Annotated in this window: 21 protein-coding genes and 2 tRNA genes; 9 read left to right on the top strand and 14 right to left on the bottom strand. The window is 71.1% G+C overall.

The features are described from left to right. Nucleotides 1-42 precede the first annotated feature (42 nt). From C3V38_RS11755 to C3V38_RS11745, 3 genes are all read left to right on the top strand, one after another. Nucleotides 43-969: an ACP S-malonyltransferase gene (locus tag C3V38_RS11755; RefSeq protein WP_082767759.1), complete on the top strand. Its 927-nt coding sequence runs from the start codon at nucleotides 43-45 to the stop codon at nucleotides 967-969. Nucleotides 970-1,074: 105 nt separating this feature from the next. Further along, the gene (acpM, locus tag C3V38_RS11750) at nucleotides 1,075-1,326 is read left to right on the top strand and encodes a meromycolate extension acyl carrier protein AcpM (protein ID WP_007629089.1); all 252 of its coding nucleotides are present in this window, start codon (nucleotides 1,075-1,077) and stop codon (nucleotides 1,324-1,326) included. A 258-nt stretch (nucleotides 1,327-1,584) separates the two neighbouring features. After that, nucleotides 1,585-3,021, top strand: coding sequence for an acyl-CoA carboxylase subunit beta (locus tag C3V38_RS11745; protein ID WP_106385823.1), 1,437 nt, complete (start codon nucleotides 1,585-1,587; stop codon nucleotides 3,019-3,021). Nucleotides 3,022-3,119: 98 nt separating this feature from the next. Here the strand turns inward: C3V38_RS11745 and C3V38_RS11740 are convergent, their stop codons facing one another. The 4 genes from C3V38_RS11740 to C3V38_RS11725 all read right to left on the bottom strand — a co-directional run bounded on the left by C3V38_RS11740 (nucleotide 3,120) and on the right by C3V38_RS11725 (nucleotide 7,367). After that, nucleotides 3,120-3,629, bottom strand: coding sequence for a DUF3145 domain-containing protein (locus C3V38_RS11740; RefSeq protein ID WP_061229305.1), 510 nt, complete (start codon nucleotides 3,627-3,629; stop codon nucleotides 3,120-3,122). Between the two features lie 252 nt (nucleotides 3,630-3,881). Next, on the bottom strand, nucleotides 3,882-4,727 hold the full coding sequence (locus C3V38_RS11735) for a serine hydrolase (protein ID WP_061229306.1): 846 nt from the start codon (nucleotides 4,725-4,727) through the stop codon (nucleotides 3,882-3,884). Nucleotides 4,728-4,857: 130 nt separating this feature from the next. Then, nucleotides 4,858-6,453: an ABC transporter permease gene (locus tag C3V38_RS11730; RefSeq protein WP_061229307.1), complete on the bottom strand. Its 1,596-nt coding sequence runs from the start codon at nucleotides 6,451-6,453 to the stop codon at nucleotides 4,858-4,860. Beyond that, entirely contained in the window at nucleotides 6,453-7,367 is a 915-nt protein-coding gene (locus C3V38_RS11725; RefSeq protein WP_165001107.1) for an ABC transporter ATP-binding protein, read from the bottom strand. The genes C3V38_RS11730 and C3V38_RS11725 overlap by 1 nt, the downstream gene beginning before the upstream one ends. A gap of 59 nt (nucleotides 7,368-7,426) precedes the next feature. Between C3V38_RS11725 and C3V38_RS11720 the strand changes: the two genes are divergently transcribed. Then, entirely contained in the window at nucleotides 7,427-8,536 is a 1,110-nt protein-coding gene (locus C3V38_RS11720) for an alpha/beta hydrolase (RefSeq protein WP_232302957.1), read from the top strand. Between the two features lie 330 nt (nucleotides 8,537-8,866). Next, complete coding sequence (locus C3V38_RS11715) at nucleotides 8,867-10,180, top strand: ISL3 family transposase (RefSeq protein WP_106385009.1); 1,314 nt, start codon at nucleotides 8,867-8,869, stop codon at nucleotides 10,178-10,180. Here the strand turns inward: C3V38_RS11715 and C3V38_RS11710 are convergent. From C3V38_RS11710 to dnaG, 5 genes are all read right to left on the bottom strand, one after another. After that, nucleotides 10,177-10,986 (bottom strand): class I SAM-dependent DNA methyltransferase, encoded by an 810-nt coding sequence (locus C3V38_RS11710; RefSeq protein ID WP_106385822.1) that lies wholly within the window; start codon nucleotides 10,984-10,986, stop codon nucleotides 10,177-10,179. The two genes, C3V38_RS11715 and C3V38_RS11710, sit on opposite strands and share 4 nt — an antisense overlap. A gap of 214 nt (nucleotides 10,987-11,200) precedes the next feature. After that, nucleotides 11,201-11,274, bottom strand: a tRNA-Ile gene (locus C3V38_RS11705). Nucleotides 11,275-11,324: 50 nt separating this feature from the next. Continuing rightward, nucleotides 11,325-12,731 carry a carboxylesterase/lipase family protein gene (locus C3V38_RS11700; protein WP_063935649.1) on the bottom strand — a complete coding sequence of 469 codons (1,407 nt, stop codon included), beginning with the start codon at nucleotides 12,729-12,731 and terminating at the stop codon, nucleotides 11,325-11,327. 312 nt (nucleotides 12,732-13,043) lie between these two features. Then, nucleotides 13,044-13,116: transfer RNA gene (locus C3V38_RS11690), tRNA-Asn, on the bottom strand. An 82-nt stretch (nucleotides 13,117-13,198) separates the two neighbouring features. Continuing rightward, nucleotides 13,199-15,226, bottom strand: coding sequence for a DNA primase (gene dnaG, locus C3V38_RS11685; protein ID WP_106385821.1), 2,028 nt, complete (start codon nucleotides 15,224-15,226; stop codon nucleotides 13,199-13,201). 67 nt (nucleotides 15,227-15,293) lie between these two features. Here dnaG and C3V38_RS18240 point away from each other — a divergent pair, with 67 nt between their 5' ends. Further along, a complete protein-coding gene (locus tag C3V38_RS18240; RefSeq protein ID WP_061913738.1) occupies nucleotides 15,294-17,402 on the top strand; it encodes a TPM domain-containing protein in 2,109 nt (702 codons plus the stop codon). A 36-nt stretch (nucleotides 17,403-17,438) separates the two neighbouring features. After that, nucleotides 17,439-18,779, top strand: a complete 1,341-nt coding sequence (locus C3V38_RS11675) for a serine hydrolase (RefSeq protein ID WP_061229642.1) — start codon at nucleotides 17,439-17,441, stop codon at nucleotides 18,777-18,779. A 5-nt stretch (nucleotides 18,780-18,784) separates the two neighbouring features. Here C3V38_RS11675 and C3V38_RS11670 read toward each other — a convergent pair whose 3' ends face one another. Genes C3V38_RS11670 through C3V38_RS11660 form a run of 3 tightly spaced genes read right to left on the bottom strand, consistent with a single transcriptional unit; the run spans nucleotide 18,785 to nucleotide 22,163 of the window. Next, on the bottom strand, nucleotides 18,785-20,047 hold the full coding sequence (locus tag C3V38_RS11670; RefSeq protein ID WP_061229643.1) for a deoxyguanosinetriphosphate triphosphohydrolase: 1,263 nt from the start codon (nucleotides 20,045-20,047) through the stop codon (nucleotides 18,785-18,787). 48 nt (nucleotides 20,048-20,095) lie between these two features. After that, nucleotides 20,096-20,713, bottom strand: coding sequence for a YdcF family protein (locus tag C3V38_RS11665; RefSeq protein ID WP_061229644.1), 618 nt, complete (start codon nucleotides 20,711-20,713; stop codon nucleotides 20,096-20,098). Nucleotides 20,714-20,768: 55 nt separating this feature from the next. Beyond that, on the bottom strand, nucleotides 20,769-22,163 hold the full coding sequence (locus C3V38_RS11660; RefSeq protein WP_106386473.1) for a glycine--tRNA ligase: 1,395 nt from the start codon (nucleotides 22,161-22,163) through the stop codon (nucleotides 20,769-20,771). 187 nt (nucleotides 22,164-22,350) lie between these two features. Between C3V38_RS11660 and C3V38_RS11655 the strand changes: the two genes are divergently transcribed. Then, nucleotides 22,351-22,722 (top strand): ArsR/SmtB family transcription factor, encoded by a 372-nt coding sequence (locus tag C3V38_RS11655; RefSeq protein ID WP_371412120.1) that lies wholly within the window; start codon nucleotides 22,351-22,353, stop codon nucleotides 22,720-22,722. 31 nt (nucleotides 22,723-22,753) lie between these two features. After that, nucleotides 22,754-23,173, top strand: coding sequence for a Fur family transcriptional regulator (locus C3V38_RS11650; RefSeq protein WP_061229645.1), 420 nt, complete (start codon nucleotides 22,754-22,756; stop codon nucleotides 23,171-23,173). Between the two features lie 166 nt (nucleotides 23,174-23,339). Here C3V38_RS11650 and C3V38_RS11645 read toward each other — a convergent pair whose 3' ends face one another. Both C3V38_RS11645 and recO read right to left on the bottom strand, forming a co-directional pair. Then, complete coding sequence (locus C3V38_RS11645; RefSeq protein WP_061229646.1) at nucleotides 23,340-24,152, bottom strand: isoprenyl transferase; 813 nt, start codon at nucleotides 24,150-24,152, stop codon at nucleotides 23,340-23,342. Continuing rightward, on the bottom strand, nucleotides 24,127-24,999 hold the full coding sequence (recO, locus tag C3V38_RS11640) for a DNA repair protein RecO (protein ID WP_106385820.1): 873 nt from the start codon (nucleotides 24,997-24,999) through the stop codon (nucleotides 24,127-24,129). The genes C3V38_RS11645 and recO overlap by 26 nt, the downstream gene beginning before the upstream one ends. Nucleotides 25,000-25,071: the final 72 nt, after the last annotated feature.

The raw sequence follows: 25,071 nt of genomic DNA, 5'->3' as shown, positions 1-25,071 counted from the left end.
GGACATCATCCGAACGGGGCCCGGCCGTGTTTTCTGATACCCGTGCTTTGCCTAACCGCCCCTGGACAAGGGTCACAGAAAGCCGGGATGCTCGCGCCCTGGCTCGAGCTGCCCGGCGCCTCCGACCGTCTCGCAGACTGGTCCGCGTCAAGCGGACTCGATCTCGAGCGCCTCGGCACCACGGCGACCCTGCAGGAGATCACCGACACCGCGGTGACCCAGCCACTCGTCGTGGCCTCCGCGCTCCTCGGTGCCGCGGAGTTGCGCCGACGCGGTCAGGTTCCCTCTGACACGCTGGTCGCGGGCCACTCGATCGGCGAGATCGCGGCGCTGGCGATCGCCGGCGTGGTCTCGGAGGCGGACGCCCTGCGCCTCGCGTCCGTGCGGGGGGCCGCGATGTCACGGGCGTGCGCGCAGCGACCGACCGGGATGATCGCCGTTCTCGGCGGGGTCGAGGCCGACGTGCTGCTGGCCCTGGACAACGCCGGGCTCGCGCCGGCGAACCGAAACGGCGCGGGGCAGATCGTCGCCGCGGGCCCGCTCGAGGCCTGCGACGCGCTCGAGCAGAACCCGCCCACCCGGGCGCGCCTGCGACGGCTCGAGGTCGCCGGCGCGTTCCACACGAGCTACATGGACTCCGCCGTCGACGAGTTCCGCGCGCTGGCCGACACGGTCGAGGTCAACGATCCCGACCTGACGCTGCTGTCCAACGCCGACGGCGTGGCCGTCGCGTCGGGGCGCGACGCCCTCGACCGGGTCGTCTCGCAGATCACCCACCCCGTGCGCTGGGACCTGTGCACGCAGACCATGCTCAAGCTGGGCGTCGACGCGTTCGTCGAGCTCCCGCCCTCGGGTGCCCTGGTCGGACTGGCTAAGCGCTCGATGCGTGACGTCGCCCGCCACGGCGTGACCGTCCCCGAGGACATCGAAACCGCTCTCGAGACGGTGCCCGCACTCAGCGGGGCCTGAAGCTCCCCCGACCACCCCCGCTCGTCGGCCGTCGCCGATGATCGGGTACGAAAAACGTCCGTCGCGCCCGTCGGGCACGACTTCACCCATCAGAAAGGACATCACATGGCACGCACCGAGGCCGAGATCATCGCAGGACTCGCGGAAATCGTCGAGGAGGTCACCGGGATCGAGCCGTCCGAGGTGACCCCCGAGAAGTCCTTCGTCGACGACCTCGACATCGATTCGCTCTCCATGGTGGAGATCGCCGTGCAGACCGAGGACCGTTACGGAGTGGAGATCCCCGACGAGGACCTCGCCAAGTTGCGTACCGTGCAGGATGCGGTCGATTACATTCAGAAGATCGACCAGAGCTGATGTCACGCCTCGTTCGTCGGGGCGGGGACGCGTTCAGGGCCGAAGGTGCGGTCGGTGCACCACGTCGAGCCCGCGTCCCCTCCCCGCGTGCGGGGCACTTCACAGATCGCCCCGCCCAGTGCGGGGCGCCGGGCACGAGGTCCGGAAGCGGGACGGGGGTCCCGCTTCCCGTCATAGTCCGCCCACAAGCCAGTCCGGGGGTCCGTCACAGGTGCGCGCTCCCTCCCCGGGACGTGCACCAAGGAAAGGACTGCACTCATGACCATCACCAGCGCTGTTGACCAGAACACCCAGATCGATCCGCGCGACCCGGTCGTCCGGCTCGCGAACCTCTTCGATCCCGCCTCGCTGGAGTTCATCACCGAACCCGACGCCTCGGGAGCCCTGGCGGCACGGGGCCTTATCGACGGTGAGCCCACCATCGCCTACGCCACGGACGCCACCGTCATGGGTGGCGCCATGGGCCTCGACGGGTGCCGGCACATCGTTCGCGCGATCGATGTCGCGATCGACGAGCGGCTGCCCATCGTGGGCGTCTGGCACTCGGGAGGTGCCCGACTCGCGGAGGGCGTCGAGGCCCTGCACGCCGTGGGTACCGTCTTCGAGGCCATGGTCCGCGCCTCGGGTCTGGTCCCCCAGATCTCCGTCGTGCTCGGGCCCGCCGCCGGTGGCGCCGCCTACGGCCCCGCCCTGACCGATGTCGTCATCATGGCGCCGGCGGGCAAGATCTTCGTCACCGGGCCCGACGTGGTCCGCTCGGTGACCGGCGAGCAGGTCGACATGGAGGGCCTGGGCGGCCAGGACGTGCACCACCGCAAGTCGGGCGTGTGCCACATCGCCGCTGAGGACGAGCGTGATGCTCTGAACCGGGCTCGCCGTCTGGTGACTCTCCTGACCGCGCAGGGTGAGTCCGACCAGCGGCTCCTCGAGGGCGACCACACGGACCTCGCCGGACTGCTACCGGAGTCGCCCAGGCGCGCGTACGACGTCCGCCCACTCGTTCACGGCCTGCTCGACTCCTCCGAACTGGACGGCAACACCACGTTCGAGGAGCTGCAATCCAAGTGGGCGCCGAGCATCGTCGTGGGCTTCGGTCGGATCGCCGGCCGCACCGTCGGCGTGATCGCCAACAACCCGCTCCGGCTGGGCGGGTGCCTCAACTCCGAGTCGGCGGAGAAGGCGTCCCGTTTCGTCCGCCTCTGCAACGCCTTTGGTGTGCCGCTCGTCGTGATCGTCGATGTGCCCGGGTACCTGCCCGGCGTCTCGCAGGAATGGGACGGCGTGGTGCGCCGCGGCGCCAAGCTCCTGCACGCGTTCGCGGAGGCGTCGGTCGCCCGGGTCACGCTCGTCACGCGCAAGATCTACGGCGGTGCCTACATCGCCATGAACTCCCGCGCGCTCGGTGCCTCCGCCGTGTTCGCGTGGCCGGACGCCGAGGTGGCGGTCATGGGCGCGAAGGCGGCCGTCGGAATCCTCCACAAGCGCACCCTCGCGGCCGCGCCGGAGGACGAGCGCGAGGCCCTGCACGAGCGGCTGGCCGAGGAGCACGCGGCGATCGCCGGAGGCGTCGGCCGCGCCGTGTCGATCGGGGTGGTCGACGAGGTCATCGAGCCGACCGACACCCGTCGTCGTCTCGCCGAGGCCCTGGACGCCGCCGCCCACACCCGCGGTCGGCACAAGAACATCCCGCTGTGACCTGACCCGTCGGGTCGGTCTCACGCACGAGAAGGCGCCCGCCCCCGGGAGATCCGGGGGCGGGCGCCTTCTGTCGTGAGTGCGGGAGGCGCGGCGGGTCAGCCGACGCGCGAGAGCCAGGTGACCTCGGAGGCGGCCGGGTGGCCGCGCAGTGGTTCGAGCGCGCGGTCCCACGGTGTGCCGAGCTCCGCCTCGACGGCGGCGTGGAAGGCGGCGGGGCCGGCCTTCATGAGGTGGCGCAGCCGGTTCTCGCTGACGACGACGTCGCCACTGGCGCCGGTCTGGCCCCGCCACATGCCGAGTTCGGGCGTATGCGAGAAGCGTTCGCCGTCGACGAGGTCGCTCGGGTCCTCCGTCACCTCGAAGGACAGCATCGACCACTTGGCCAACGACTCGGCCAGCCGCGCACCGGTGCCGACCGGGCCGATCCAGTCGACGATCGCTTTGCGAGCGCCCGGCTGGGCCGGCTGGTCTTCCCAGCGCATGGCCGAGTTGGCGTCGAGCGTGCTCGCCAGAGCCCACTCGACGTGAGGACACAACGCGGTCGGCGCGGCATGGATGAACACCACGCCGGTCGTCGTATCCGCGAGATGGTTATGGTCAGACATCACTTCACTCCCGACTCACTGAGGGACGTCTTCCCCAACGACCTCGCGAAATCGTGTGAATGATGTGGCTTGTGTTGTTGTTGATTACTACTGTGCCTGAAGTGGCTGGATTACACCAGTGACACTTCTGGACTCTCAGCAAAGTTACAGCACCGTGATTCCGATGCCGGGCGGCCCCTCGGCGTGTCGGCCAGCCCACCGGACGGCTCATCGATCCGCCCGGGCCGGACCCGGGCACCGGCGGCGGCGCGGTTACCGCCCGAGCGCCTCGACGACGCCGTCGGACAGCTCCGGCCACAGCGGCTTGGCCCAGTCGCCGAAATCGCGGTCGGTGAGCACGACCAGCGCCGCGGACAGCGCGGGGTCGACCCACAGCAGCGTCCCCGACTGCCCGAAGTGGCCGAACGTCCCGGCCGAGTTCCGCGAACCGGTCCAGTGCGGGTCCTTGTCCCCGCGCAATTCGTACCCCAGCCCCCACGGGCACGGTTTCTGCATCCCGTACCCGGGCACGATCCCGTCGAGCCCGGGGAACTGCTCGGTCACGGCCTCGGCGAGGGTCTCGGTGGCCAGCAGTCGCGGCGCGACGAGTTCGCGTGCGAAGGGCACGAGGTCCGCGATGCTGGCGGAGGCGCCGTGCCCGGCCGAGCCCTCGAGGCCGGTGGTCTCCATCCCGAGCGGCCGGCACACTGCCTCGTGGAGGTACTCGGGGAAGTCGATCCCGGTGGCGTCGGCGATGTGGTCGGCCAGCACCTCGAACCCGGCGGATGAGTAGATACGTCGCCGGCCCGGCTCGGTGCGGACCCGGTCGCGGTCGGCGAAGTCGAGTCCGGAGGCGTGCGCCAGCAGGTGGCGCACGGTGGAGCCCTCGGGACCGGCGGGATCGTCGAGGCCGATCGCCTCCTCCTCGGCCGCCAACAGGGCGGCCGTGGCGACGAGCGGCTTGGTGACCGAGGCGAGGCGGTAGACGCGACTGTCGTCGCCGTGCGTCGCGAGCGCGCCGTCGGGTCCGACGACCGCGGCCGAGACGGTGTCCACCGGCCATTCCCCGACCACCGCCAGCGCGGCGGCGAGTGCGTCTCGATCGACCTGGTCCGACATCGGTTCCTCCCTGGTTCGCGTCCGGCCGGCGGCGCCGGCGGCAGTGCCCGTCAGTCTGTCAGGTCGGCGTGGACGCCGCGCCGGGGCGGGCGGACCCCGAGGCGGGCTGTCCCCGCACCGGGTCGGGCGGTCAGGGCCGGGGCACGTCGCGGCGCCGGAACGCGGCGAGCCCGGCGGCGACCAACACGGCGCCGCCCACGAGCAGGACGATGACGCCCGCGGTGTCGACGGGGCCGGCGGGGGCGGTGCCCACCGCGCCGAACGGCGACAGGCGCATCTGCGCCTCGGTGAGTCGGAGCGTGGGGCCCATGAGGGTGACGACGACGGCGAGGGCGAACGGAGCCCAGGCCAGGACCTGCAGTCGCGGGGCCGCGCCGAACAGGCAGACGGAGACCCCGACGAACAGCAGCGCGGCGGGCAGCTGCCACGCGCCCGCGCCGAGGATCCGACCCACCAGTTGCGGATCGTCGAGCACCGCTGCCGCGGACACGGCGAACGCGGCCGCGCCGGCGAGTACGACCACCGCGGTGCCGGCCGCCACGACCGCCGCGTGCCCGGCCAGCCAGGACCACCGCGACCGCCCGGCGGCCAGCATGAGCTCGAGTCGACCCGAGGACTCCTCGCCGCGCAGCCCGCCGAGGCTCTGCAGCGCGAACCCGGCGCCGAGGAACCCTGCGAACGCGACGAGCATCTGCACGATCGTGTCGACCAGGGCGTCCGGGTCGCCCAGGAAGACGGCCAGGTCCGGGTTGGCGACGATGGCCTCCACCGTGACGTCCATGAGGGCGCCGTAGACGGCCATGAGCGCGACGACGCCGACCGTCCAGCCGGTGAGCGCGCCGAGGTGGTGGTGGAGGGCGGCGCCGGCATGGGAGGTGCGCCACCGCGACGCGGTGGCGGGCCCGGTGCGGGCGGGCACCACCCCCGAGCCGAGGTCGCGGCGGGCCGCGAGCCACAGCGCGAGGGTGGCCAGCGCGGCGGCGGCCGCGAGCGACACCGCGAGAGGGAGCGGGGACGACTCGCCGAACGGCCGGGTCAGCCCGTGCCAGCCGAGCGGGGACGCCCAGCTCAGCCAGTTCTCCTCGGCGTCGCCGACGCCGCGCGTGACGAGGGTCAGTCCGGCCACCGCGAGGGACGCCGCCCAGACGGTGCGGTGGTGCGCGAGGACCTGGGCGAGGACGGCGGTGGCCGCGGCGTAGACCCAGCCGGTGGCGACGATCGAGGCCACGTACAGCGCCGCGCCGCCGCGGTCCACGTCGAGCGCCAGCGTCGCGGCCCAGAGGCCGGCGCCCAGTGCGAGGAAGACCCCGGCGACGACGACGAGGGCCGCCGCCACCGGGGCGAGCCGGCCGACCCCACCCGCGACGAGGAGTTCCGATCGTCCGGACTCCTCCTCCCGCCGGGTGGAGCGCGCGGTCAGGGCGATCGCCATGAGCGGGACCCCGAAGCCGACGAGGAACGAGTACTCGTTCATCACCACTCCGCCCGGGGTGTCGAGGCCGGCCACCCGACCGGTGAGCATGACCATCGTCTCGCCGACGGAGGCGCTGTACGCGGCGAGCTCCTCCGGGGTGTCGTAGAGCGTGGCGATGGACAGTCCGGTGGCGAGGAACAGTGCGACGGCCCCGACGACCCAGGCGACCATCGCCGGCCAGCCGGTCCGGAGCGCGATCCGGCTGAGCAGGCCGGTACCGGCCAGGCGCGCGCCGACGAGGGGTGCGCTCATCACCGGGCTCCGGAGTAGGCGCTGAGGAAGAGGTCGTCGAGGCTGGGCGGGGTCGCGGTGAGGGTGTGGACGCCGGCGGCGTGGAGGATGCCGGTGACCTCCCCGAGCGCGGGCGCCGGGACGTGGCAGCGGATGTCGAACCGGCCGTCGCCGGCGTCGCCGATCCGTAGGTCGTCGACGCCGCTCACGCGGTCGAGCTCCCGTGGGTCGGCGTCGGTGACGGCGTGGACCTCGGTCGTGGTGTGGCGCCGCAGATCGGCCAGCGTGCCCGAGCTGACGGTCCGCCCGTCGCGGATGATGCTCACGCGGTCGGCGAGCGCCTCGACCTCCCCCATGATGTGACTGGACAGCAGCACGGTCGCACCCGCGTCGACGGCCTCGCGCACGCAGTCCTGGAAGACCCGCTCCATGAGCGGGTCCAGGCCGGAGGTGGGTTCGTCCAGCACGAGCAGGTCGGCACCGGAGGCCAGCGCGGCGATGAGCGAGACCTTCTGCCGGTTGCCCTTCGAGTAGTCGCGGGTGCGCCTGGTGGGGTCGAGGCGGAACCGCTCGACGAGCTCGTCGCGCCGGGCCGGCTGGAGCCCGCCCAGCGACCGGCCCACCAGGTCGATGCACTGGCCGCCCGTGAGCCGCGGCCACAGCGTGACCTCGCCGGGGACGTAGGCGACCCGCGAGCGCAGCCGGACGGCGTCGCGCCACGGGTCGGCGCCGAACACGGTCGCGGTGCCGGAGTCCGCGCGCACGAGCCCCAGCAGGACGCGGATGGTGGTGGACTTGCCGGCGCCGTTGGGACCGAGGAACCCGTGGATCTCACCACGGCGGACCTCCAGGTCCAGCCCGTCGAGGGCCCGCACTCCCCCGAACGTCTTGACCAGCGCCTCGACCCGGATGACGTCGTCGTCTTCTGAACGCATGACCAGCTCCTTCGACCAATCACCATCGATCATCCCGCGTTCCACGTCACAATGTGGCCATGCGCCCCGCACTGTCACCCTCTGGAATGTCCGGCCACCGTGCCTTCACGCCGTCGCTCGGCGACCGACTGACCAAAGCCGTCATGACGGCCGCCGGATATCTGCCCGGCCCCCTGCTGCGCCCAGTGGCAGGTGCTCCCCGGCGCGTCGACGGACAGGTCCTCGATCCGCACTTCCAGGCCGGGCTCCGGGTCATCTCGCTCATGTCCGAGGGGGAATACCAGGACCTCACCCTCGAGCGGGCGCGCTCCGTCGTCGAGAGGTCGGCCTACACCGTCTCGGGGAAGAAGATCGACCTCGCCGTCGTCACCGACATCGTCCTCCCGCTCGGCGGTGACGATCCCGACCGCGTCGACCTTCCCGCACGCCTGTACTCGCCCGTCGACGGCGACGAGGCGCTGCCGGTCCTGGTGTACTTCCACGGCGGCGGGTGGGTGCTCGGCAGCATCGACTCGCACGACGCGACGTGCCGCTACATCGCCGACACCGGCCGCCTCAAGGTCATCAGCGTGGACTACCGGATGGCGCCGGAGTTCCTCTTCCCCACCGCCGCCGAGGACGCCCTGGCCGCGTTCCGGTACGTCCGCGACCACGCCGCCGAACTCGGCGTGGACCCGCAGCGCATCGCGGTGGGCGGCGACAGCGCCGGTGGCAACCTCGCCGCGGTGGTGTGCCAGCAGGCCCGCGACGCGGGCGAGAAGACACCGGACTTCCAGCTGCTGTTCGTCCCGGCGACGAACATGTCCGCCCGGACCCGCTCCTACGAGCTGTTCGGCGAGGGCTACTTCCTCACCCGCGGCAACATGGACTGGTACGAGCGCACCTACATCCGCTCGGACGACGACCGGCTCGATCCCCGCGCGTCTCCCCTGCTGGCCACGGACTTCTCGGCGCTGCCGCCCGCACACGTCGCCACGGGCGGGTTCGATCCGCTGCGCGACGAGGGCGAGGCGTACGCCCGCCGGATGGCCGACGCCGGGGTACCGGTATCGCTGCGGCGCCACGCCACGCTGGTCCACCCGTTCGTCAACGCTGTGGGCGCCACCCCTCTCGCCAGGGCGGCGCTGTCCGAGGCGGTGGGCGCGATGAGGATGGCGTTGACCTACTAAGGGCCGAAACCGGCGCGCACTAGTCTTAGGTTCGTGAATCGGGACCGCCACCCTCGAATCAATCTCTTGCTCCGGAGAAATGGCGAAGTACGAGTTTTTCCCGGTAACAATCCCAAGAGTGGTCTCACCCCACGTCTTCAGTGCCTTGAAATGACCAGCCGGCACGGAATCCATAAGTACTTTTGACGCAGCAGCATTAACCGGCCCTTCCGGATTTAGAGTGCGTAGCTGGGGTTCGCCGGTGATGCGGTGAGGCACAAGATGTAGGGGTCCTGGGGCGTGTGAAGATGCAAGTTCCTACACCAGCACTTCGCATCCCCAGGACCCGCTTTGAACGCTACCGCCAGCCTGCTTGCCGACACCATCTGCCGCACCGTCGAGCTCGGGGTGACCATCACTGACGCCGCTGTGGCCGACGAGCTCACGCACCTGTTCTGCGCCCCGGTCACACTCGACCCGATCTGCCCCGGGTGCGGGATGGCGGGGCGCCTGCGAGACCACGTCCAGCGGAAGGTCACGGATCTACCGATCGTCGGGCACCCGACCAGGCTGCATGTGCGGGTACCGCGCTTCACCTGCGACAACGATGACTGCGGCACGAGGATTTTCCAGCAGCGGATGCCGGCGTTGGCTGAGCCGCGGGCCAAGACCACCCGCCGCTGCAGCCGCTGGATCCTGCAGCGCTTGGCGATCGACCGCACCAGCGTGTCCGCGGTGGCCAAGGCCCTCGGGCTGGGCTGGGATCTCGTCAACGACCTGGCGGTCTCGAAGATCCGCTCCATGGTCTACGAGCAGCCCGGACACTTCGACGGCGTCCGCGTTCTCGGAGTCGATGAGCACAAATGGAAGCACGTGCGCGGCGACGGCAGCAGCTCATTCGCCACCGTCTTGGTGGACCTGACCCCGGTCGTGGACGGCACCGGCCCGTCCCGCCTGTTGGACATGGTCCCGGGCCGTTCAGCGAAGGTGCTCGCCGACTGGCTCGACGCCCGTGACCAGGCGTTCCGGGACCGCATCAAGGTGGTCACGATGGACGGGTTCGCCGGCTACCACACCGCCGCCGCCAGCGCGGTGCCCGCTGCCCGGACGGTGATGGACCCGTTCCACGTCGTGCACCTTGCCGCCGACAAGCTCACCGTGTGCCGCCAACGCATCCAGCAGGCCACCACCGGGCACCGGGGCCGCACCGGCGACCCGCTGTACGGCATCCGCCGCACCCTGCGTACCCGCGCTGACCTGCTGACCGACAAGCAGAAGATGCGCCTGTTCCAAGCGTTCACCGCCCATGATGCACACGCGGCGGTGGAGGTCACCTACGGCGTCTACCAGCGACTCATCGCCGCCTACGAGGCCTCGGGCAAGCGGGAGGGCAAGATCGCGATGTACAAGCTCCTGCGCTCCATCCGGGCCGGTGTACCGAAAGAACTCCCCGAGCTGGCCCAACTTGGCCGGTCACTGTGGAAGCGGCACCGCGAGATCCTCGCCTACTTCGACGTGGACGCCTCCAACGGCCCCGTCGAGGCCATCAACGGGCGCCTCGAGCACCTCCGCGGAATCGCCCTGGGCTTCCGAAACCTCAAGCACTACATCTTGCGGTCACTGATCCACTCCGGACAGCTCCAGAATCGGATCAACGCACTCTAAATCCGGAAGGGCCCATTAACCGTGGCGCCCGACCATCTATCTGCCGGATCCTCCGGCGTCCATACAGTAGCTGGCGGCATCGACGTTAGCGATGCGGCGTTCCTGACTTGTCGGATCTTCGCGTTCTTAGTTGCACCTTGACCAAAACTCGAAGCCAAGAGAAGCACCGTTTCGGTATCGGCCTCGCCGAACACTTTTTCTTCAAACAGTACTAACTCGACATCCCCAAAGTTGTCGAAGATAAATCTTCGAACTGGCGCTGCGTAATTCGCAGTGAGTATTTCCGCGGGCAGAACGAAGCCTAGGCGCCCTCCCACCGCAAGTTTAAGCGTGGCATGTACCGTAAACGCCGCCCATGCCGAGGCTAAACCAGTAAGTGCTACTCCTCCGCGGAGCGCGGCAGCTTGTGCGGCGGTTCGTTGCTCGCCCGAAAAATCTTGGAATCTAATGTACGGCGGGTTTCCGATCACTGCGTCAAAAGGACAGGGGTCTTCTCGAGCAAAAAAGTCCCCTATATCCACTAGTGCCGTGCCGCCGCGCTCCGCGACTCGCTGCTTGCCGCGTTCTGCGCTCCAGGCGTGAAGCTCAGATCCAAAGACCTCTGGACTGGACCGCCCAAGCGATTGAAGTCGCTCAACAGCGTGAACTAAGAACTCAGCATCACCCATCGAGGGCTCCAGGATACGATCCGAGGGGTGGCGAATTGCCCACGAGGAAATAAAGCGCGCGATTGGAGGGGGTGTAAAGAACGCGCCCCTCGCTTTTCGCAGAGCGGGTGAGTCATGTTTCTCGTACGAAGCTGTCATGCCCTAATCCTCCTACAGCGGTACGACACCAACCCGTGGTGTGGCCGACGCACCAGAGCAAGTCGCCCCTATCCGGGCCGGAGAGCGCCCCATCCGGCGTCCGCCTGCCTGCGCATGTCAGTACTGCTCGACCATGCTGCCCGCAGCAACACCCCAGACTCGGTGCGAGTAAGCCCTACGTCGCAATCGACCACCAACGGGCCGCTTCTATCGGTGGGGCCAGCGGGGCTCGAACCCGCGACCAGCGGATTATGAGTCCGCGGCTCTAACCAACTGAGCTATAGCCCCTCGCGTGACGGGCGTCTCGCCCACACGCGCGGCGCAATCGTAGCAAGGCGTCAGGTCGCGCCGTCCGGCCACCAGACCTCACGGACGTCCGCCAGACCGTCCTCCACGACTGCGGGCGGCTCGTCCCACACCTGCACCCGCCGCGTGGGCGCCTCGTAGGCCGGCGAACCGGGGTCGCCGGAGCGGACGAAGTCCACCCACGAGCCGTGCATCGCCGCGACCAGGTCCGGCGGAACGGGCGCGTCGAGGAACGCGCGTACGTTCGCGGCCTCGGGAACAGACCAGAAGAACGGCAGGTCCGCGCAGTGCACCGCCCCGCGGCCCGCCGCCCACCGGAAGTCGTACACCCACGTCGGTCCGCCCGCCGCGATGCGGGTCTCGGCGGCCCGCACGACAGTCGAGTGGATGGTCGCCGCGTCGACGACCGCCCCCACCGCTCGACGCAGCGACCGTCCCGATGACTGGCGGGCCAACGCGCGCAGCCCGGTGGTGGGGAGCTCCTGCGAACGCAGGATCATCGCCGCGCCCGGCACCAGCGCGGGGCCCGGGAGCGCGCGGACGAGCCCCTCGAACTCGGTGGCCGTGGAACCGATGAGCAGCGGCACCCCGAGCCCCGGCCCCTCCCCGACCCCCTCGAGCGGCGGCATGGGGACCGTCTCGTCGCCGATGGTCGGCCGGAACGGCATGAGGAACGGGTTGTCCCTGCGGAGCCGACGGTGGAACTCGTCGACCGCGCCCCGGCCGCCCGCCGCCAGCTCGGCAGCCGTCGCTCCCCTGGGGGCCTGCGCGGCCGGCGACCGCAGTACCGCCGGCGACGAAGCGATCCCGCGGTGGAACAGTCCTGTCGCTGCCGGCGAGGCCAGCAGGCACAGCACGGCACCGCCGCCCGCCGACTGGCCCGACACGGTGACCTGCCCGGGGTCACCGCCGAAAGCCGCGATCTCGTCGCGGACCCACTCCAGCGCCATGATCCAGTCGCGCACCCCGCGGTTGTCCGGGGCGTCGGGGAAGGACGTGAAGCCCTCGACGCCCAGCCGGTAGCCCACGGACACCACGACGATCCCCGCCCGGGCGAACGCGGTCCCGTCGAACCACGGTTGATGCGACGACCCCGACTCCCACCCTCCGCCGTGGATCCACACCAGGACCGGGTGCCCGGCGCCCTCGGGAGGCGCCCACACGTCCACGTGCAGGATGTCCGTGCCCGCGACGATCGGCTCGGGGATCGCCGGATCCGGATCGAAGCGCAGACGCTGCGCGGTGGCCGCCGGACGCGTCGCGTCGCGGACCCCGGTCCAGGGGCTCCGCCTGACGGGGGCCGCGAAGCGCAGATCGCCGACCGGGTCCTCGGCGTACGGGATGCCGTAGAAGCGGACCACGTCCCCCAGGTCGGTCCCGCGGACGCGGCCGGTGGACAGCGTGACCTCGACGGCGCTCTGGGCTGCGGGACGACTCATGGCGTCAGGGTAGCGAGACCGCCCGGATCCACCGCGAATCCCTGCTACGAAGGACAGATGACGACCGACAGGGATCAGATCATCTAGCGGCTGGCGGACGTCGCCAGGGCGCTGGACACCTGCGACTGGGACGCGCTCGGGGCCTTGTTCACCGACACAGCACCTGCTGGGGAACCACCGGGTGGAACTCGTGGACGAGGGCGCCCCTGAGCGCGCCCGCAACCTCACCTACGCCCGCGTGCTGCGCCGCGGCTGAGACGGGAAACAGAAGAGGGCCCGCGGCGACAACGCCACGGGCCCTCTCCGAAGGAGCTCCCCCAATTGGACTCGAACCAATAACCCTTCGATTAACAGTCGAATGCTCTGCCAATTGAGCTATGGGGGATTGCTACCGGCCTTCCGGCTGCTGTGCCGGATACCGAGAAACAACCTTAGTGCGAACCACGCCGAGGAACCAAATCGGCAGGTCACGCGATGTCCGGCGTGGCACCGACCGCCTGCTCCAGCAGGCCGCGCCGGTACTCTTCCAGCGCCACCAGATCACCGAAGAGTGCCGAATACCCCTCCGGGTCCTCCGCCGGACTCATCCGCTGCACCTTGGACTTGAGGTCGGCGATCTGCCCCGACACCCACACCTCCTGAAGGCGCGCGAGCACCCCGGAGATGTACCGCGGCAACGCCTCCTCCGACACGCGCAACGTCTCCACCGCGAGCACCCCGACCAGACGACGCAGGCCCTCATCCTCCAGCCCCTGCGACACCTCGGCCACCCAGTTGACGCCGCTCTTGCCGGCCGCACAGCCCCCGGCCCGAGACAGCGCCTCCGCGATCGCCGCGTACGCCGGGTGGGTGTAGCACTCGTCCGGCAGCGAGTCGAACAACGGGCCCGCCAGGCCCGGGTACTGCAGGGCCGCCTTCACCGCCTCGCGTTGGGGCCACAGCACCGGATCACCGGGGGCGGGAATCGGCACGCCTTTCGGCACCTCCGGAGTCCGCGGGGCGTCGCCGCCGCCGACCTCGTCGTCGTCGTACCCCCCTCGACCACGACCCACGCCACCACGCTCGGCCGCGTCCCATCCCGGGCGGGCTCCCCCGCCCGGTCCACCCGGCCCGCGCCGGCGCGGACCCGGACCCGCCCCGGCCGAGCGCGCCCGGCTCTTCTTGCGCGACTCCTCGCGGACCCGGCGCACCACGGTCGCCGGGTCATCCCAGCCGACCCACCCGGCGAGCTGACGGGCGTACTCGTCCCGCAGTGACGAGTCGCGGATGTCCGCCACCACCGGCACCGTGCGCCGCAGCGCCTCCACGCGCCCCTCGGCGTGGTCGAGGTCGTAGTCCTCCAGCATCGACCGGATCGCGAACTCGAACATCGGCACCCGCGCGGACACGAGATCCCGCACCGCCGCGTCGCCCTTGTTCTGCCGCAGATCGCACGGATCCGTCCCCGGCGGGGCCACCGCGACGAAGGTCCGGCCCGAGAACTGCTGATCGCCCGAGAACGCCCGCAGTGCGGCCTTCTTGCCCGCCTCGTCACCGTCGAAGGTGTAGATGATCTCGCCGCGGAAGTAGTTGTCGTCGAGCATCAGTCGCCGCAGCGTCGACAGGTGATCCTCGCCGAACGCCGTGCCACACGCCGCGACCGCCGTGGTCACGCCCGCCGCGTGCATCGCCATGACGTCCGTGTAGCCCTCGACCACCACCGCGCGCCGCTGCGAGGCGATCTCCCGCTTGGCCAGGTCCAGCCCGAACAGCACCTGCGACTTCTTGTAGAGCATGGTCTCGGGCGTGTTCATGTACTTGCCCAGGGTGTCGTCCTCGAAGAGCTTGCGCGCACCGAAGCCGATCACCTCACCGGCCAGGTTGCGGATCGGCCACAGCAGCCGGCGGTGGAAGCGATCGATGAGCGTCCCCCGCGAACTGGTCTTGGACAGCCCCGCCGCCTCCAGCTCCTTGGGCTCGAAGCCCTGCCGCATGAGGTGCTTGCTCATGGTGTCCCAGCCGGCGGGGGCGTAGCCGCAGCCGAAGTGCTGCGCCTGCGCCATGTCGAAGCCGCGGTCGGTGAGGAACGTCCGCGCCGTCTCGGCCTCCGGGTCCTGCGCGAGCCGCTCCGCGTAGAACTTCTGCGCCGCCGCGTTGGCCTGCGCCAGCCGGGAGCGCGTGCCGCGGTCGCGCTGGACCACCTGCCCGCCGCCCTCGTAGGAGATGCGGTAGCCGATCCGGTCGGCCAGCTGCTCGACCGCCTCGACGAAACCGATGTGCTCCATCTTCATGAGGAACGCGAAGACGTCACCGCCCTCACCCGTGGAGAAACAGTGGAAGTAGCCGTGTTGCGGACGCACGTGGAACGAGGGGGTCTTCTCGTCCTTGAACGGGGACAACCCCTTGAGCGAGTCCGCGCCCGCCGGCTTCAGCGCCACGTACTCGCCGACGATCTCCTCGATACGGGTGCGTTCGCGGATCGCGGCGATGTCCTGCTCCGGAATCCGCCCTGCCATGCGCCCAGAGTAGCCGCCCGCGCGGCGGACCGGCGTGGCCCCTCTCCGGGCCCGATACGCTGGGCTCATGATTGCCGCTTCACCCCGTCCGGCCACCCCCGTCGCCCTCCGCCGCCTTCACCTCGCGGCGGTCTCGCTGCTCGCCGCGCTCCTGGTCTGCCTGACGGCGTGGGGCCCCCCGATCGCCGCCGCGGAGCCGCCGTCGAACCTGCGGCAGCAGCTCACCGACTCCGCGGGCGTGCTCGGCGGCGACTCCCGCGACGTGGAGAGCCGACTGGCCGAGCTGCGCTCCACCGACCAGATCCAGCTGTGGGTGACCTTCGTCGACACCCTCGACGGCATCCCGGTCGAGGAGTGGTCGCGGCAGACCCGGGAGCTCTCCGATCTGGGCGCCTCCGACGCGCTGCTCGTGGTGGCCGTGCAGGACGGCAGGTACTGGTTCGAGTTCGACGACCCGGAGCGCTCCCCCGCCGACGACCAGCGGACCGCCCAACAGATCGCCGACCGCGACATCGAGCCGCGACTGGCCGACGACGACTGGGCCGGGGCTGTCATCGGCGCCGCCGACGGACTCGAGCGGCAGGGCTCCGGCTCCGAGGTCTCGCCACTCGCGATCATCGCGGGGATCGCGGGGATCGTCGTCCTCGTCGTCGTCCTGGTCCTGGTCACCCGCCGCCGGCGCGCCGCCCGCACCGCGAGGCAGGCGGAGGACGCCCGCGACATCCCCGGTGACGACACCGCACGGATGTCCGCCCTGCCGATCGACGTGCTCGACGCCCGCGCCCGGACCGGGCTCGTGGACGCCGACCAGGCCGTGGACGCCTCCGCCACAGCGCTCGAGACCGCGACCGGCGAGTTCGGCGACCTGCGCACCAGGCCCTTCCGGGCCGCGCTCGACGCGGCACGCTCGGAGGTCGCCGCCGCGCACGGGCTCGTCCAGCGGCTCGACGACGACATCCCCGAGACACCCGATCAGCGCAAGGCGATGCTGCTCGAGGTGGCCGCCCGCGCCGAACGCGCCGAGCGCGGGCTGGAGGACCAGGCGACAGCGTTCGGGGAGATGCGTGACCTGCTCATCAACGGCGGCGCCTCCGTGGACGCGCTCACGCGCCGCGCGGTGGCCCTGCGCGCCCGGCTTCCCGAGGCCGAGAAGACCATGTCCGACCTCCGCGAGCGGTTCCCGTCCGCGGTGCTCACCTCCATCGCCGACAACCTCTCGCTGGCCGAGCAGCTGCTCGACGCCGCCGAAGCGGAGACCGGCCGCGCCCGCGTCGCGCTGGCCCGGCCGGTCGGCGAGCAGGGTGAGGCCGTGGACGCCATCACCTCCGCCGAGGGCGAACTCGCCCGCGCCGAGAAGCTGGTCGACGGCGTGGACCACGCCGCCGACGACATCGCGACCGCCCGACGGGACCTCGAGCCGCTCGTCGCCGAGGTCGAGGAGGAGCTGGAGATGGCCGCCCGACTGCTCGCCTCCACCGACGTCAGCGACGCGACGAGCCGCGACCTCACCGCTGTCGCCTCCGCCGGTCGTGACGCCGTCGAGGCCGCCCGCCGGGACGGGCAGGCCGACCCGTTGGGGACGTTCTCCCGCCTCATCGAGGTGGACCGCGAGCTCGACGAGGCACTCGCCGCCGCCGGTCACGAGGCGGAGACCGCCGGACGCGCCCGCGCCGCCCGTCGGGCCGCCCTCACCCGCGCGGCCGGTGCGGTCCGCGAGGCCGACGACTTCATCGGCAGCCGCTCGTACGTGATCGGTCAGGCCGCCCGCACCCGGCTCGCCTCGGCGAAGAACTCCCTCGCCACGGCCGAGGCCACGGTCGGTCCGGCCGCGTTCCCCGCCGCCGACCGGGCGCTCAACCTCGCCCGGGAGGCGCTGCGGCTCGCCCAGGACGACGCCTCACGGCCGCAGTACACCGGCCGCTACGGAGTCCCGTACGGCCCCTACGGGCGCGGCGGGCGCGGCGGTTCCGGCACCGGCGCCCTCGTCGGCGGCATGATCGCGGGCGCCCTCATCCAGGGCATGACGCGCGGCGCCGGGTCCAGCTTCGGCTCGGGCTCCAGCTGGGGCGGCGGCCTCGGGGGCGGCGGTGGATTCGGCGGGGGCTTCGGGGGCGGCGGATTCTCCGGCGGCGGAGGCGGCGGCTGGGGCGGCGGAGGCGCGGGCGGGCGGTTCTGACCGCGCTGTCGGACCCGCTGGCTACCCTCTCTGTTCATGACACGTCGGCGGAAAGTCCTCATCGCGGTGTTCGCGGTCCTCGTCCCCCTGGTCGGCGCCGTGGTCGCGGCCGGCGTGTACTTCCGCCCCCTGCTGCTCACCGGCACCGGATACGCCGCGCACAACGCGTGCGCCCTGCACTTCCTCGTCGGGCGGGAGGATCACGAGTCCGACCTGCCGCCCAACCCGCTCGTGCCCTACCTGCGCACGGCGATCGACGACGAGGCCGGGACCGCCACCGCCTCCGTGCTCGGGATCGGCTTCCGGCAGACCGCGCACGTCTCCGAGCACGGCTGCGCCCTCGGTGGCCGCGCCGCGGGAGCCGAGAGCGGTGAGCCGCCCCCGCCGCTGCGCGAGGACGGCGGCCCGGGCGTCCGGCTCGCCGAGGCGACCGACGTCGCGGACGAGGTCTCCGCGCCCCTCGAGGAGACCGCGGCGCACGAGGGGACGCGGGGCCTCGTCGTCGTCCATCGCGGCGAGATCCTCGACGAGTGGTACGCCGACGGTTTCGGCCCCGACACCCGCCAGCTCGGCTGGTCCATGGCCAAGAGCGTGGCCTCCACGCTCGTCGGGCGTGCGCAGCTCGAGTTCCCCGACGCCGACCTCGACCCGGCCACCACCGCGCTCCGCCCCGAGTGGACCGACGAGCGGGCGCGGATCTCACTCGACCACCTGCTGCGCATGACCTCCGGCCTCGAGTGGGACGAGGAGTACGACCTCGGCACCCCGGTCACCCGGATGCTCTACCTCGAGCCGGACATGGCCGACTACGCCGCGTCCCAGCCGCCCGCCCACAACCCGGGTGAGTACCGCCAGTACTCCTCCGGCACCACCAACATCCTCTGCGACCTCCTGCACGAGCGGACCGGGATGGGACCCGAGATGGCCGAGGAGTTGCTGTTCCGCCCGCTCGGCATGCGCAGCGCCGTCCTCGAGGCCGACGCGTCCGGCGGGTCGGTGTGCAGCTCGTACCTGTGGGCGAGTCCCCGGGACTGGGCGCGGTTCGGTCAGTTCGTGATGGACGACGGCGAGGTGGACGGACAGCGGCTCTTGCCAGAGGGGTGGATGGACTACGCGACCACGGGCGTCGCGGCGGGCGGCGAACCCGAGCCCTACGGCGCCCAGTGGTGGCTCAACCAGGCCGGTGACGGTGGCCCGCTCCGGTTTGGCCGGATGCCGGCCGATGCCTACTGGGCGTCCGGTCACGACGGGCAGTACGTCGTGGTGGTCCCCTCGGCCGATCTCGTGGTGGTACGCACCGGTTTCACCCCCGACTCTGGTCTCGACGAGGTGGGGGTGGACCGGCTGGTGGACGAGGTCGCCCGCGCGGTCGGCTGAGCGGCTCAGCCCCAGGCGGCCTGGATCCCCGCACTCGCGCGGTCGACCCGCTCGAGGCGGCTCTCCGTGTACAACGCGATCTGGTCGACGATCACCCGCATCTTCGCCGCATCGTCGGGCGCAGAGTCCCACAGCGGCCGCAGTACCGCATCCAGGCCCGCCGGCGCGGACTGCGCCAGGAACTCCGCCACCCGGTGGATCCGATCGCGCTGCCGGTCCTGCCGCAGGCGGTGCCCCGGATCGCTCATCACGTACCGCACGGCCATCGTCTTGAGCATGACGACCTCGGCCTCCACCTCCACCGGCACCTCGAGGTCCGCGCTGTAGCGGCCGTGCGGCCGCGCGCCGTGCACCTCGCGGGTCGCGTGGATCGCAGGCATCACGAAACGGCCCACCAGCTCACTGGTCAGCGCCTTGAGAGCGACGAACCCGGCGAAACTCTCCGCAAACGGCTGCACCGCCCGGACCACCTCGAGTGACCCGAGCCGGCCCGCCGCCTGCTCCAGCTCATCGGCGTCCGGCCCGCGGAACTCCGCCGCGCCCAGCTCGGCGAGCGCCGCGACCTCCGAGCGGTCGGACAACGACCGCAGGTCCAGGCGGCCGGCGACGATCGCGTCCTCCACGTCGTGCACCGAATAGGCCACGTCGTCGGAGAAGTCCATGATCTGGGCTTCCAGGCACCGGGTGTCCCCGGGCGCGCCCTGCCGGATCCACGCCAGGGTGTCCGCGTCGTCGGCGTAGGCACCGAACTTCCGCGTCCCCTCCCGCGGCAGCCACGGGTACTTGGTGGCGGCGTCCAGCGCGGCGCGGGTGAGGTTCAGTCCCACCCCGCGACCGTCGGCGTCCACGACCTTGGGCTCCAGTCGGGACAGGATCCGCACGGTCTGCGCGTTGCCCTCGTAACCGCCGAACGAGCGGGCGACCTCGTCCAGGGCGCGCTCACCATTATGACCGTAGGGCGGATGGCCGATGTCGTGGCTCAGACCCGCGAGGTCCGCGAGATCAGGGTCGCAGCCCAGGCCGGCGGCGATGCTTCGCGAGATCTGCGCCACCTCAAGCGAATGGGTGAGCCGGGTGCGTGGGGTGTCCCCGTCCCCGGGGCCCACCACCTGTGTCTTGTCGGCGAGTCGGCGCAGTGCCGCCGAGTGCAGGACGCGGGCGCGGTCGCGGTCGAACGGGCTGCGCTCACTGGCCTTGCCCCGCCCACGTCCGGCCCCCTCGTCCACGCGCCGCTCGGCGTCCGCCGCGTCGTACGCGTAACCCGTCATGCCCGTCCCCTCCGGGCGTCCCCGCCCCCTCGTCCCCCGGTCGCCGACTCATCCGGGGAAGTCCACATCACTGCCGGCGATCCGGTGGTACTGGTACCAGAGCACCGCGCCGGTCTCCCGGATGATGCTCATGATCTGGTTCTCGCGCGTCCACACCGCCGGCCCGTGCCTGGTCGGCGACGTCCACGCGTCCAGTCCGGCATCGCGGGCCATCATCCGCGAGCGGTACGAGTGCGTGGGGTCGCTGACCAACACCACCGACTGTCCGCCCTGGTCTCGCACCGTCTGTGCCACGGCGTCCAGGCTGCCCTCGGTGTTCGTGCCGGTCTCCACCGCCAGGACGGCCTCGGGGGGCACGCCGAGCCTGGTGAGATAGGCCCGGCCGGACCCGGCCTCGGTGTACAGGTCACCGGGCTGGCCACCGCCGACCGTGATGATCTGCGGCGCGACCCCCTCGTCGTACAGCAGGGCCGCGTGCTCGAGGCGTGCCTGGAACACCGGCGTCGGTACGCCGTTGTACTGGGCCGCCCCCAGCACGACGATCGCATCCGCCGGCGTGCGGTCGTCGATCCGCGCTACGTGCCAGACGCGGAACGCGATGAACCCGGGGATGACCAGGCACAACAGCAGTGCGATGGTCAGGACCCAGCTGACGGCCCTGGACACCGCGCGGAGCGGGGACCCGGATCTTCTCACCCGACCAGTGTGCCAGTGGCGTCCGTCAGCACCCGATTAGGCGCTGGGCGAGATAGCCCTCCACCTGATCGATCGCCACGCGCTCCTGCGCCATCGTGTCCCGCTCCCGGATGGTGACGGCCTGGTCCTCGAGCGTGTCGAAGTCGACGGTGATGCAGAACGGGGTGCCGATCTCGTCGTGGCGGCGGTAGCGGCGGCCGATCGCCTGCGCGTCGTCGAAGTCCACGTTCCAATTCTTACGCAGCTGGGCCGCCAGGTCGCGGGCTTTGGGAGACAGGTCGGCGTTGCGGGACAGCGGCAGCACCGCGGCCTTGATCGGGGCCAGACGGCGGTCGAGCTTGAGCACCGTGCGGGTGTCCACGCCGCCCTTGGCGTTGGGCGCCTGGTCCTCGGTGTAGGCGTCGATGAGGAACGCCATCAGCGAGCGGGTCAGGCCGAAGCTGGGCTCGATGACGTACGGCACGTACTTCTCGCCGGAGGCCTGGTCGAAGTACTGCAGATCCTCACCGGAGTGGGTCTGGTGCTGGGTCAGGTCGTAGTCGGTGCGGTTGGCGACGCCCATGAGCTCGCCCCACTCGTTGCCCGAGAAGCCGAACTTGTACTCGAAGTCGATGGTGCCCGCCGAGTAGTGCGCGCGCTCGTCGTCGGGAACGTCGAAGCGGCGCATGTTCTCCGGGTCGATACCCAGGTCCACGAACCAGTCCCAGCAGTCCTCGACCCAGCGCTTGAACCACTCGTCGGCCTCGTCGGGCTTGACGAAGAACTCGATCTCCATCTGCTCGAACTCGCGGGTACGGAAGATGAAGTTGCCGGGTGTGATCTCGTTGCGGAACGCCTTGCCGATCTGACCGATGCCGAACGGCGGCTTGCGCCGGGCCGTGGTCATGACGTTCTTGTAGTTGATGAAGATGCCCTGTGCGGTCTCCGGGCGCAGGTAGTGCAGGCCGGTCTCGTTGTCCACGGGGCCCAGGTACGTCTTCATCAGGCCGGAGAACAGCTGCGGGTCGGTCCACTGCCCCTTGGTGCCGCAGTTGGGGCAGGCGATCTCGGTCATCGGGGCGTCGGCCACCGAGTCGAGCTTCTTCTTGGCGGCGTACGCCTCCCGCAGGTGGTCCTGACGCAGGCGGGAGTGGCAGTTGCGGCACTCCACCAGCGGGTCCGTGAAGGTCTCGACGTGGCCCGAGGCCTGCCACACCTGGCGGGGCAGGATGATCGAGGAGTCCAGGCCCACGACGTCCTCGCGGCCCGTGACGAACGTGCGCCACCACTGCTTCTTGATGTTGTCCTTGAGCTCCACTCCCAGTGGGCCGTAGTCCCACGCCGAGCGCGTCCCGCCGTAGATCTCGCCACACTGGTACACCAGTCCCCGGCGCTTGCAGAGGTTGACGACGGTGTCGATGACGGAAGCTGAGGCTGCCACGTCGGGGGTTCTCCCTTTGGTGAGTCGGTTGGCTGAGGTGTCGGGGTGGACCACCTCGGCGCGGGCCGGCGCCCGGGCACTTCTCATCAGGGTATCCGGTCGACCTCCCCGGTCTGGGATACTGGGGTCCCCTACCCGACACGACGCCGACGGCGACCGAGCACGACCTCGAACCCGGAAGGTGGAGATGATGGCAGCCGGACCCCGATCGACCGGACCCGCGCCGGTCGCGGACGTCCACGACGCGGACCACCGGGCCGTCCCCGTCCCCCTCCCGCCGGACGACGTGGTGTCGGCGGCGGGCGAGCTGCTCAGGGCCCTGTCCGCTCCCCTGCGTATCGCTATCGTCCTCCAGCTCAAGGAGGGTCCACGGTGTGTCCACGAGCTCGTCGACGCGCTGGGCGTGACACAGCCACTGGTCAGTCAGCACCTCCGCGTCCTCAAGTCCTCAGGGGTCGTCTCGTCCCATCGCCAGGGCCGCGAGATGCGGTACGAACTGCTGGACGGGCACCTGCTCAACATCGTCGAGGCGGCCGTCGGGCACGCCGGGGAGCAGTGACGCCGTGACCTCAGGCGGCAGGCCCATCGGCATGCGCTCGACGCGCCAACGCAGCGCGATCTCCGCGTTGCTGGACGAGTCCAAGGGCTTCCGGTCGGCGCAGGATCTGCACGCCGAGTTGCGAGAGCGCGGCGACACGATCGGACTCACCACCGTGTACCGGACGCTGCAGTCCATGGCCGACGCCGGCGCGGTCGACGTGTTGCGCACCGATTCCGGCGAGCTGATCTTCCGCAAGTGCTCCGACTCGCACCACCATCACCTGGTATGCCGGCTCTGCGGGTTCACTGTCGAGGTCGAGGAACCTGGCGTCGAGGTGTGGGCGCACCGCGCCGGTCGGGCCCACGGGTTCTCCGACGTCAGCCACACGGTGGAGCTGTTCGGCCTCTGCGCGCGGTGCGCCGAGGCCGGGGCCGCCGGCCGGCCTGACGCCGGCGCCGATACCGACTGAGCCACCGCTGGGGCGCCGCCCGGCCACAGCCGCCCGCCGTCATGTCGTCTGGCGCGTACCGATGGGCGGGCGAGACGCCATGCCCGCGCGCGGCTGTCTTCCGGGCGGACATCCACAGGCGCGAGACGCCATCCGCGGGGGCGGCTGCCCGGAATGCGCGCGCCGGTCAGGCGGGTGCGACACCACCGAATCGCCGGTCGCGTTCCGCGTACTCCAGGCAGGCGGCCCACAGGTCTCGGCGATCGAAGTCCGGGAACAAGGTGTCCTGGAAGACGAACTCGGCGTACGCGCTCTGCCACAGCAGGAAGTTCGAGGTGCGCAGCTCCCCCGACGGGCGCAGGAACAGGTCGACGTCCGGCATGTCGGGCTCGTCGAGGAAGTCGGCGAAGTTCTCCTCGGTGATGTCGTCGGGCTCCAACTCGCCGGCGGCCACCCGGCGGGCGATGTCGCGCGCGGCGTCGACGATCTCGGCCCGGCCGCCATAGTTGACGCACATGGCCAGGGTCATGACCGTGTTGCCGCGGGTGAGCTCCTCCGCCTCCTCGAGCTCTTTGATGACAGACCCCCACAGCCGCGGTCGCCGGCCGGCCCACCGCACGCGCACCCCGAGTGCGTTCATCTCGTCGCGGCGGCGCCGCAGGACGTCGCGGTTGAAGCCCATGAGGAACCGCACCTCCTCCGGGCTGCGCTTCCAGTTCTCGGTGGAGAACGCGTACGCGGACAGGTACGGGATGCCCATCTCGATGCACCCCTCCACCACGTCCATCAGTACGGCCTCGCCGCGCTTGTGCCCTTCGGTGCGGGGCAGACCGCGCTCCTGCGCCCAGCGCCCGTTGCCGTCCATGACCAGCGCGACGTGGCGGGGCACGAACTCGGCGGGGATGGCCGGCGGCCGCGCCCCCGACGGGTGCGGGGCCGGCGGCCGGACCGTGGCCGCCTGCGGCGCGGGACGCTTACGGAATCTGGGTAGTCCGGGCACGGTGCTCCTCGATGGGGATGACAGGGTCGGAATCGGCGGGCCGAGCGGAATCGGGCCGAGCGGGATCGGGACGAGCGGCGACGAATCCGTCGGCATCCGCGCCGACCAGACCGCGGTCGACCAGTGGCAGGCTGCGCAGGTCACGCTCGAGATGCCACTGCAGATGCGCGGCCGCGATGCCGGACGCCTGCCGCACCACCGCGGGCGAGGACAGCCCGACGGCGTCCCACCGCCCTGACAGCAGCGCGGACAGGTGCTCGGCGACGCCAGGCGAGAGCATCGCACAGCCCTGCGGTCGGCAGTGCACGCACACCGTGCCGCCGGAGGCGACGTGGAATGCCCGGTGCGGACCGACGGCCCCGCAGCGCACGCAGCAGTCCAGGACGGGTTCCCAGCCGGAGGCGGCCATGGCGCGCAGGAGGAACGCGTCGGCGACCAGCCCCGGCGCGCGGCGGTGTTCGGCGAGGGAGCGAAGAGCGCCGACGGCGAGGCGGAGCAACCGCGGAGTGGGAGCCCCCTCCTCGCCGGCCAGGCGTTCGGCGGTCTCCAGCACCACGCAGCCGGACGTGTACGCGGGGTAGTCCGCGACCAGCGGACGAGCGAGTGACTCGCGGCTGGTGGCCTGGCGGACCGTGCCCAGCCCGCTGCTGCCGCGACCTGGGGCGATCTGCACCTCCACCACCGCGAACGGCTCCAGGCTGGCGCCCATGCGGGAGCGGGTGCGCCGCACCGCACGGGCCACGGCGCGGACGAGGCCGTGACGTTCTGTCAGCAGAGTGACGATGCGGTCGGCCTCGCCCAGGTCGTAGGTGCGCACGACGAGGCCCGTGTCGGTGAAGGGATGCACCCGGGCCTCCTTCCGTGTCGTTCACCCGCGCCGTAACGGCCGCCCGCGCCGTAACGGTCACCCGCGCGGCCA

The sequence above is a fragment of the Dietzia sp. oral taxon 368 genome (assembly GCF_002999155.1).
GTDB lineage: Bacteria > Actinomycetota > Actinomycetes > Mycobacteriales > Mycobacteriaceae > Dietzia > Dietzia cinnamea.
Note: the sequence above shows the minus strand (reverse complement) of the source record. Positions and strands in the feature narration are given on the sequence as shown.

Coding starts and splice junctions, on each gene's coding strand:
- C3V38_RS18240 (WP_061913738.1), top strand. CDS start 15,294: ATGATTGCCGCTTCACCCCGTCCGGCCACCCCCGTCGCCCTCCGCCGC.
- C3V38_RS11730 (WP_061229307.1), bottom strand. CDS start 6,453: ATGAGCGCACCCCTCGTCGGCGCGCGCCTGGCCGGTACCGGCCTGCTC.
- C3V38_RS11700 (WP_063935649.1), bottom strand. CDS start 12,731: ATGAGTCGTCCCGCAGCCCAGAGCGCCGTCGAGGTCACGCTGTCCACC.
- dnaG (WP_106385821.1), bottom strand. CDS start 15,226: ATGGCAGGGCGGATTCCGGAGCAGGACATCGCCGCGATCCGCGAACGC.
- C3V38_RS11745 (WP_106385823.1), top strand. CDS start 1,585: ATGACCATCACCAGCGCTGTTGACCAGAACACCCAGATCGATCCGCGC.
- C3V38_RS11675 (WP_061229642.1), top strand. CDS start 17,439: ATGACACGTCGGCGGAAAGTCCTCATCGCGGTGTTCGCGGTCCTCGTC.
- acpM (WP_007629089.1), top strand. CDS start 1,075: ATGGCACGCACCGAGGCCGAGATCATCGCAGGACTCGCGGAAATCGTC.
- C3V38_RS11720 (WP_232302957.1), top strand. CDS start 7,427: ATGCGCCCCGCACTGTCACCCTCTGGAATGTCCGGCCACCGTGCCTTC.
- C3V38_RS11725 (WP_165001107.1), bottom strand. CDS start 7,367: ATGCGTTCAGAAGACGACGACGTCATCCGGGTCGAGGCGCTGGTCAAG.
- C3V38_RS11655 (WP_371412120.1), top strand. CDS start 22,351: ATGATGGCAGCCGGACCCCGATCGACCGGACCCGCGCCGGTCGCGGAC.
- C3V38_RS11670 (WP_061229643.1), bottom strand. CDS start 20,047: ATGACGGGTTACGCGTACGACGCGGCGGACGCCGAGCGGCGCGTGGAC.
- C3V38_RS11735 (WP_061229306.1), bottom strand. CDS start 4,727: ATGTCGGACCAGGTCGATCGAGACGCACTCGCCGCCGCGCTGGCGGTG.
- C3V38_RS11740 (WP_061229305.1), bottom strand. CDS start 3,629: ATGTCTGACCATAACCATCTCGCGGATACGACGACCGGCGTGGTGTTC.
- C3V38_RS11650 (WP_061229645.1), top strand. CDS start 22,754: ATGCGCTCGACGCGCCAACGCAGCGCGATCTCCGCGTTGCTGGACGAG.
- C3V38_RS11710 (WP_106385822.1), bottom strand. CDS start 10,986: ATGACAGCTTCGTACGAGAAACATGACTCACCCGCTCTGCGAAAAGCG.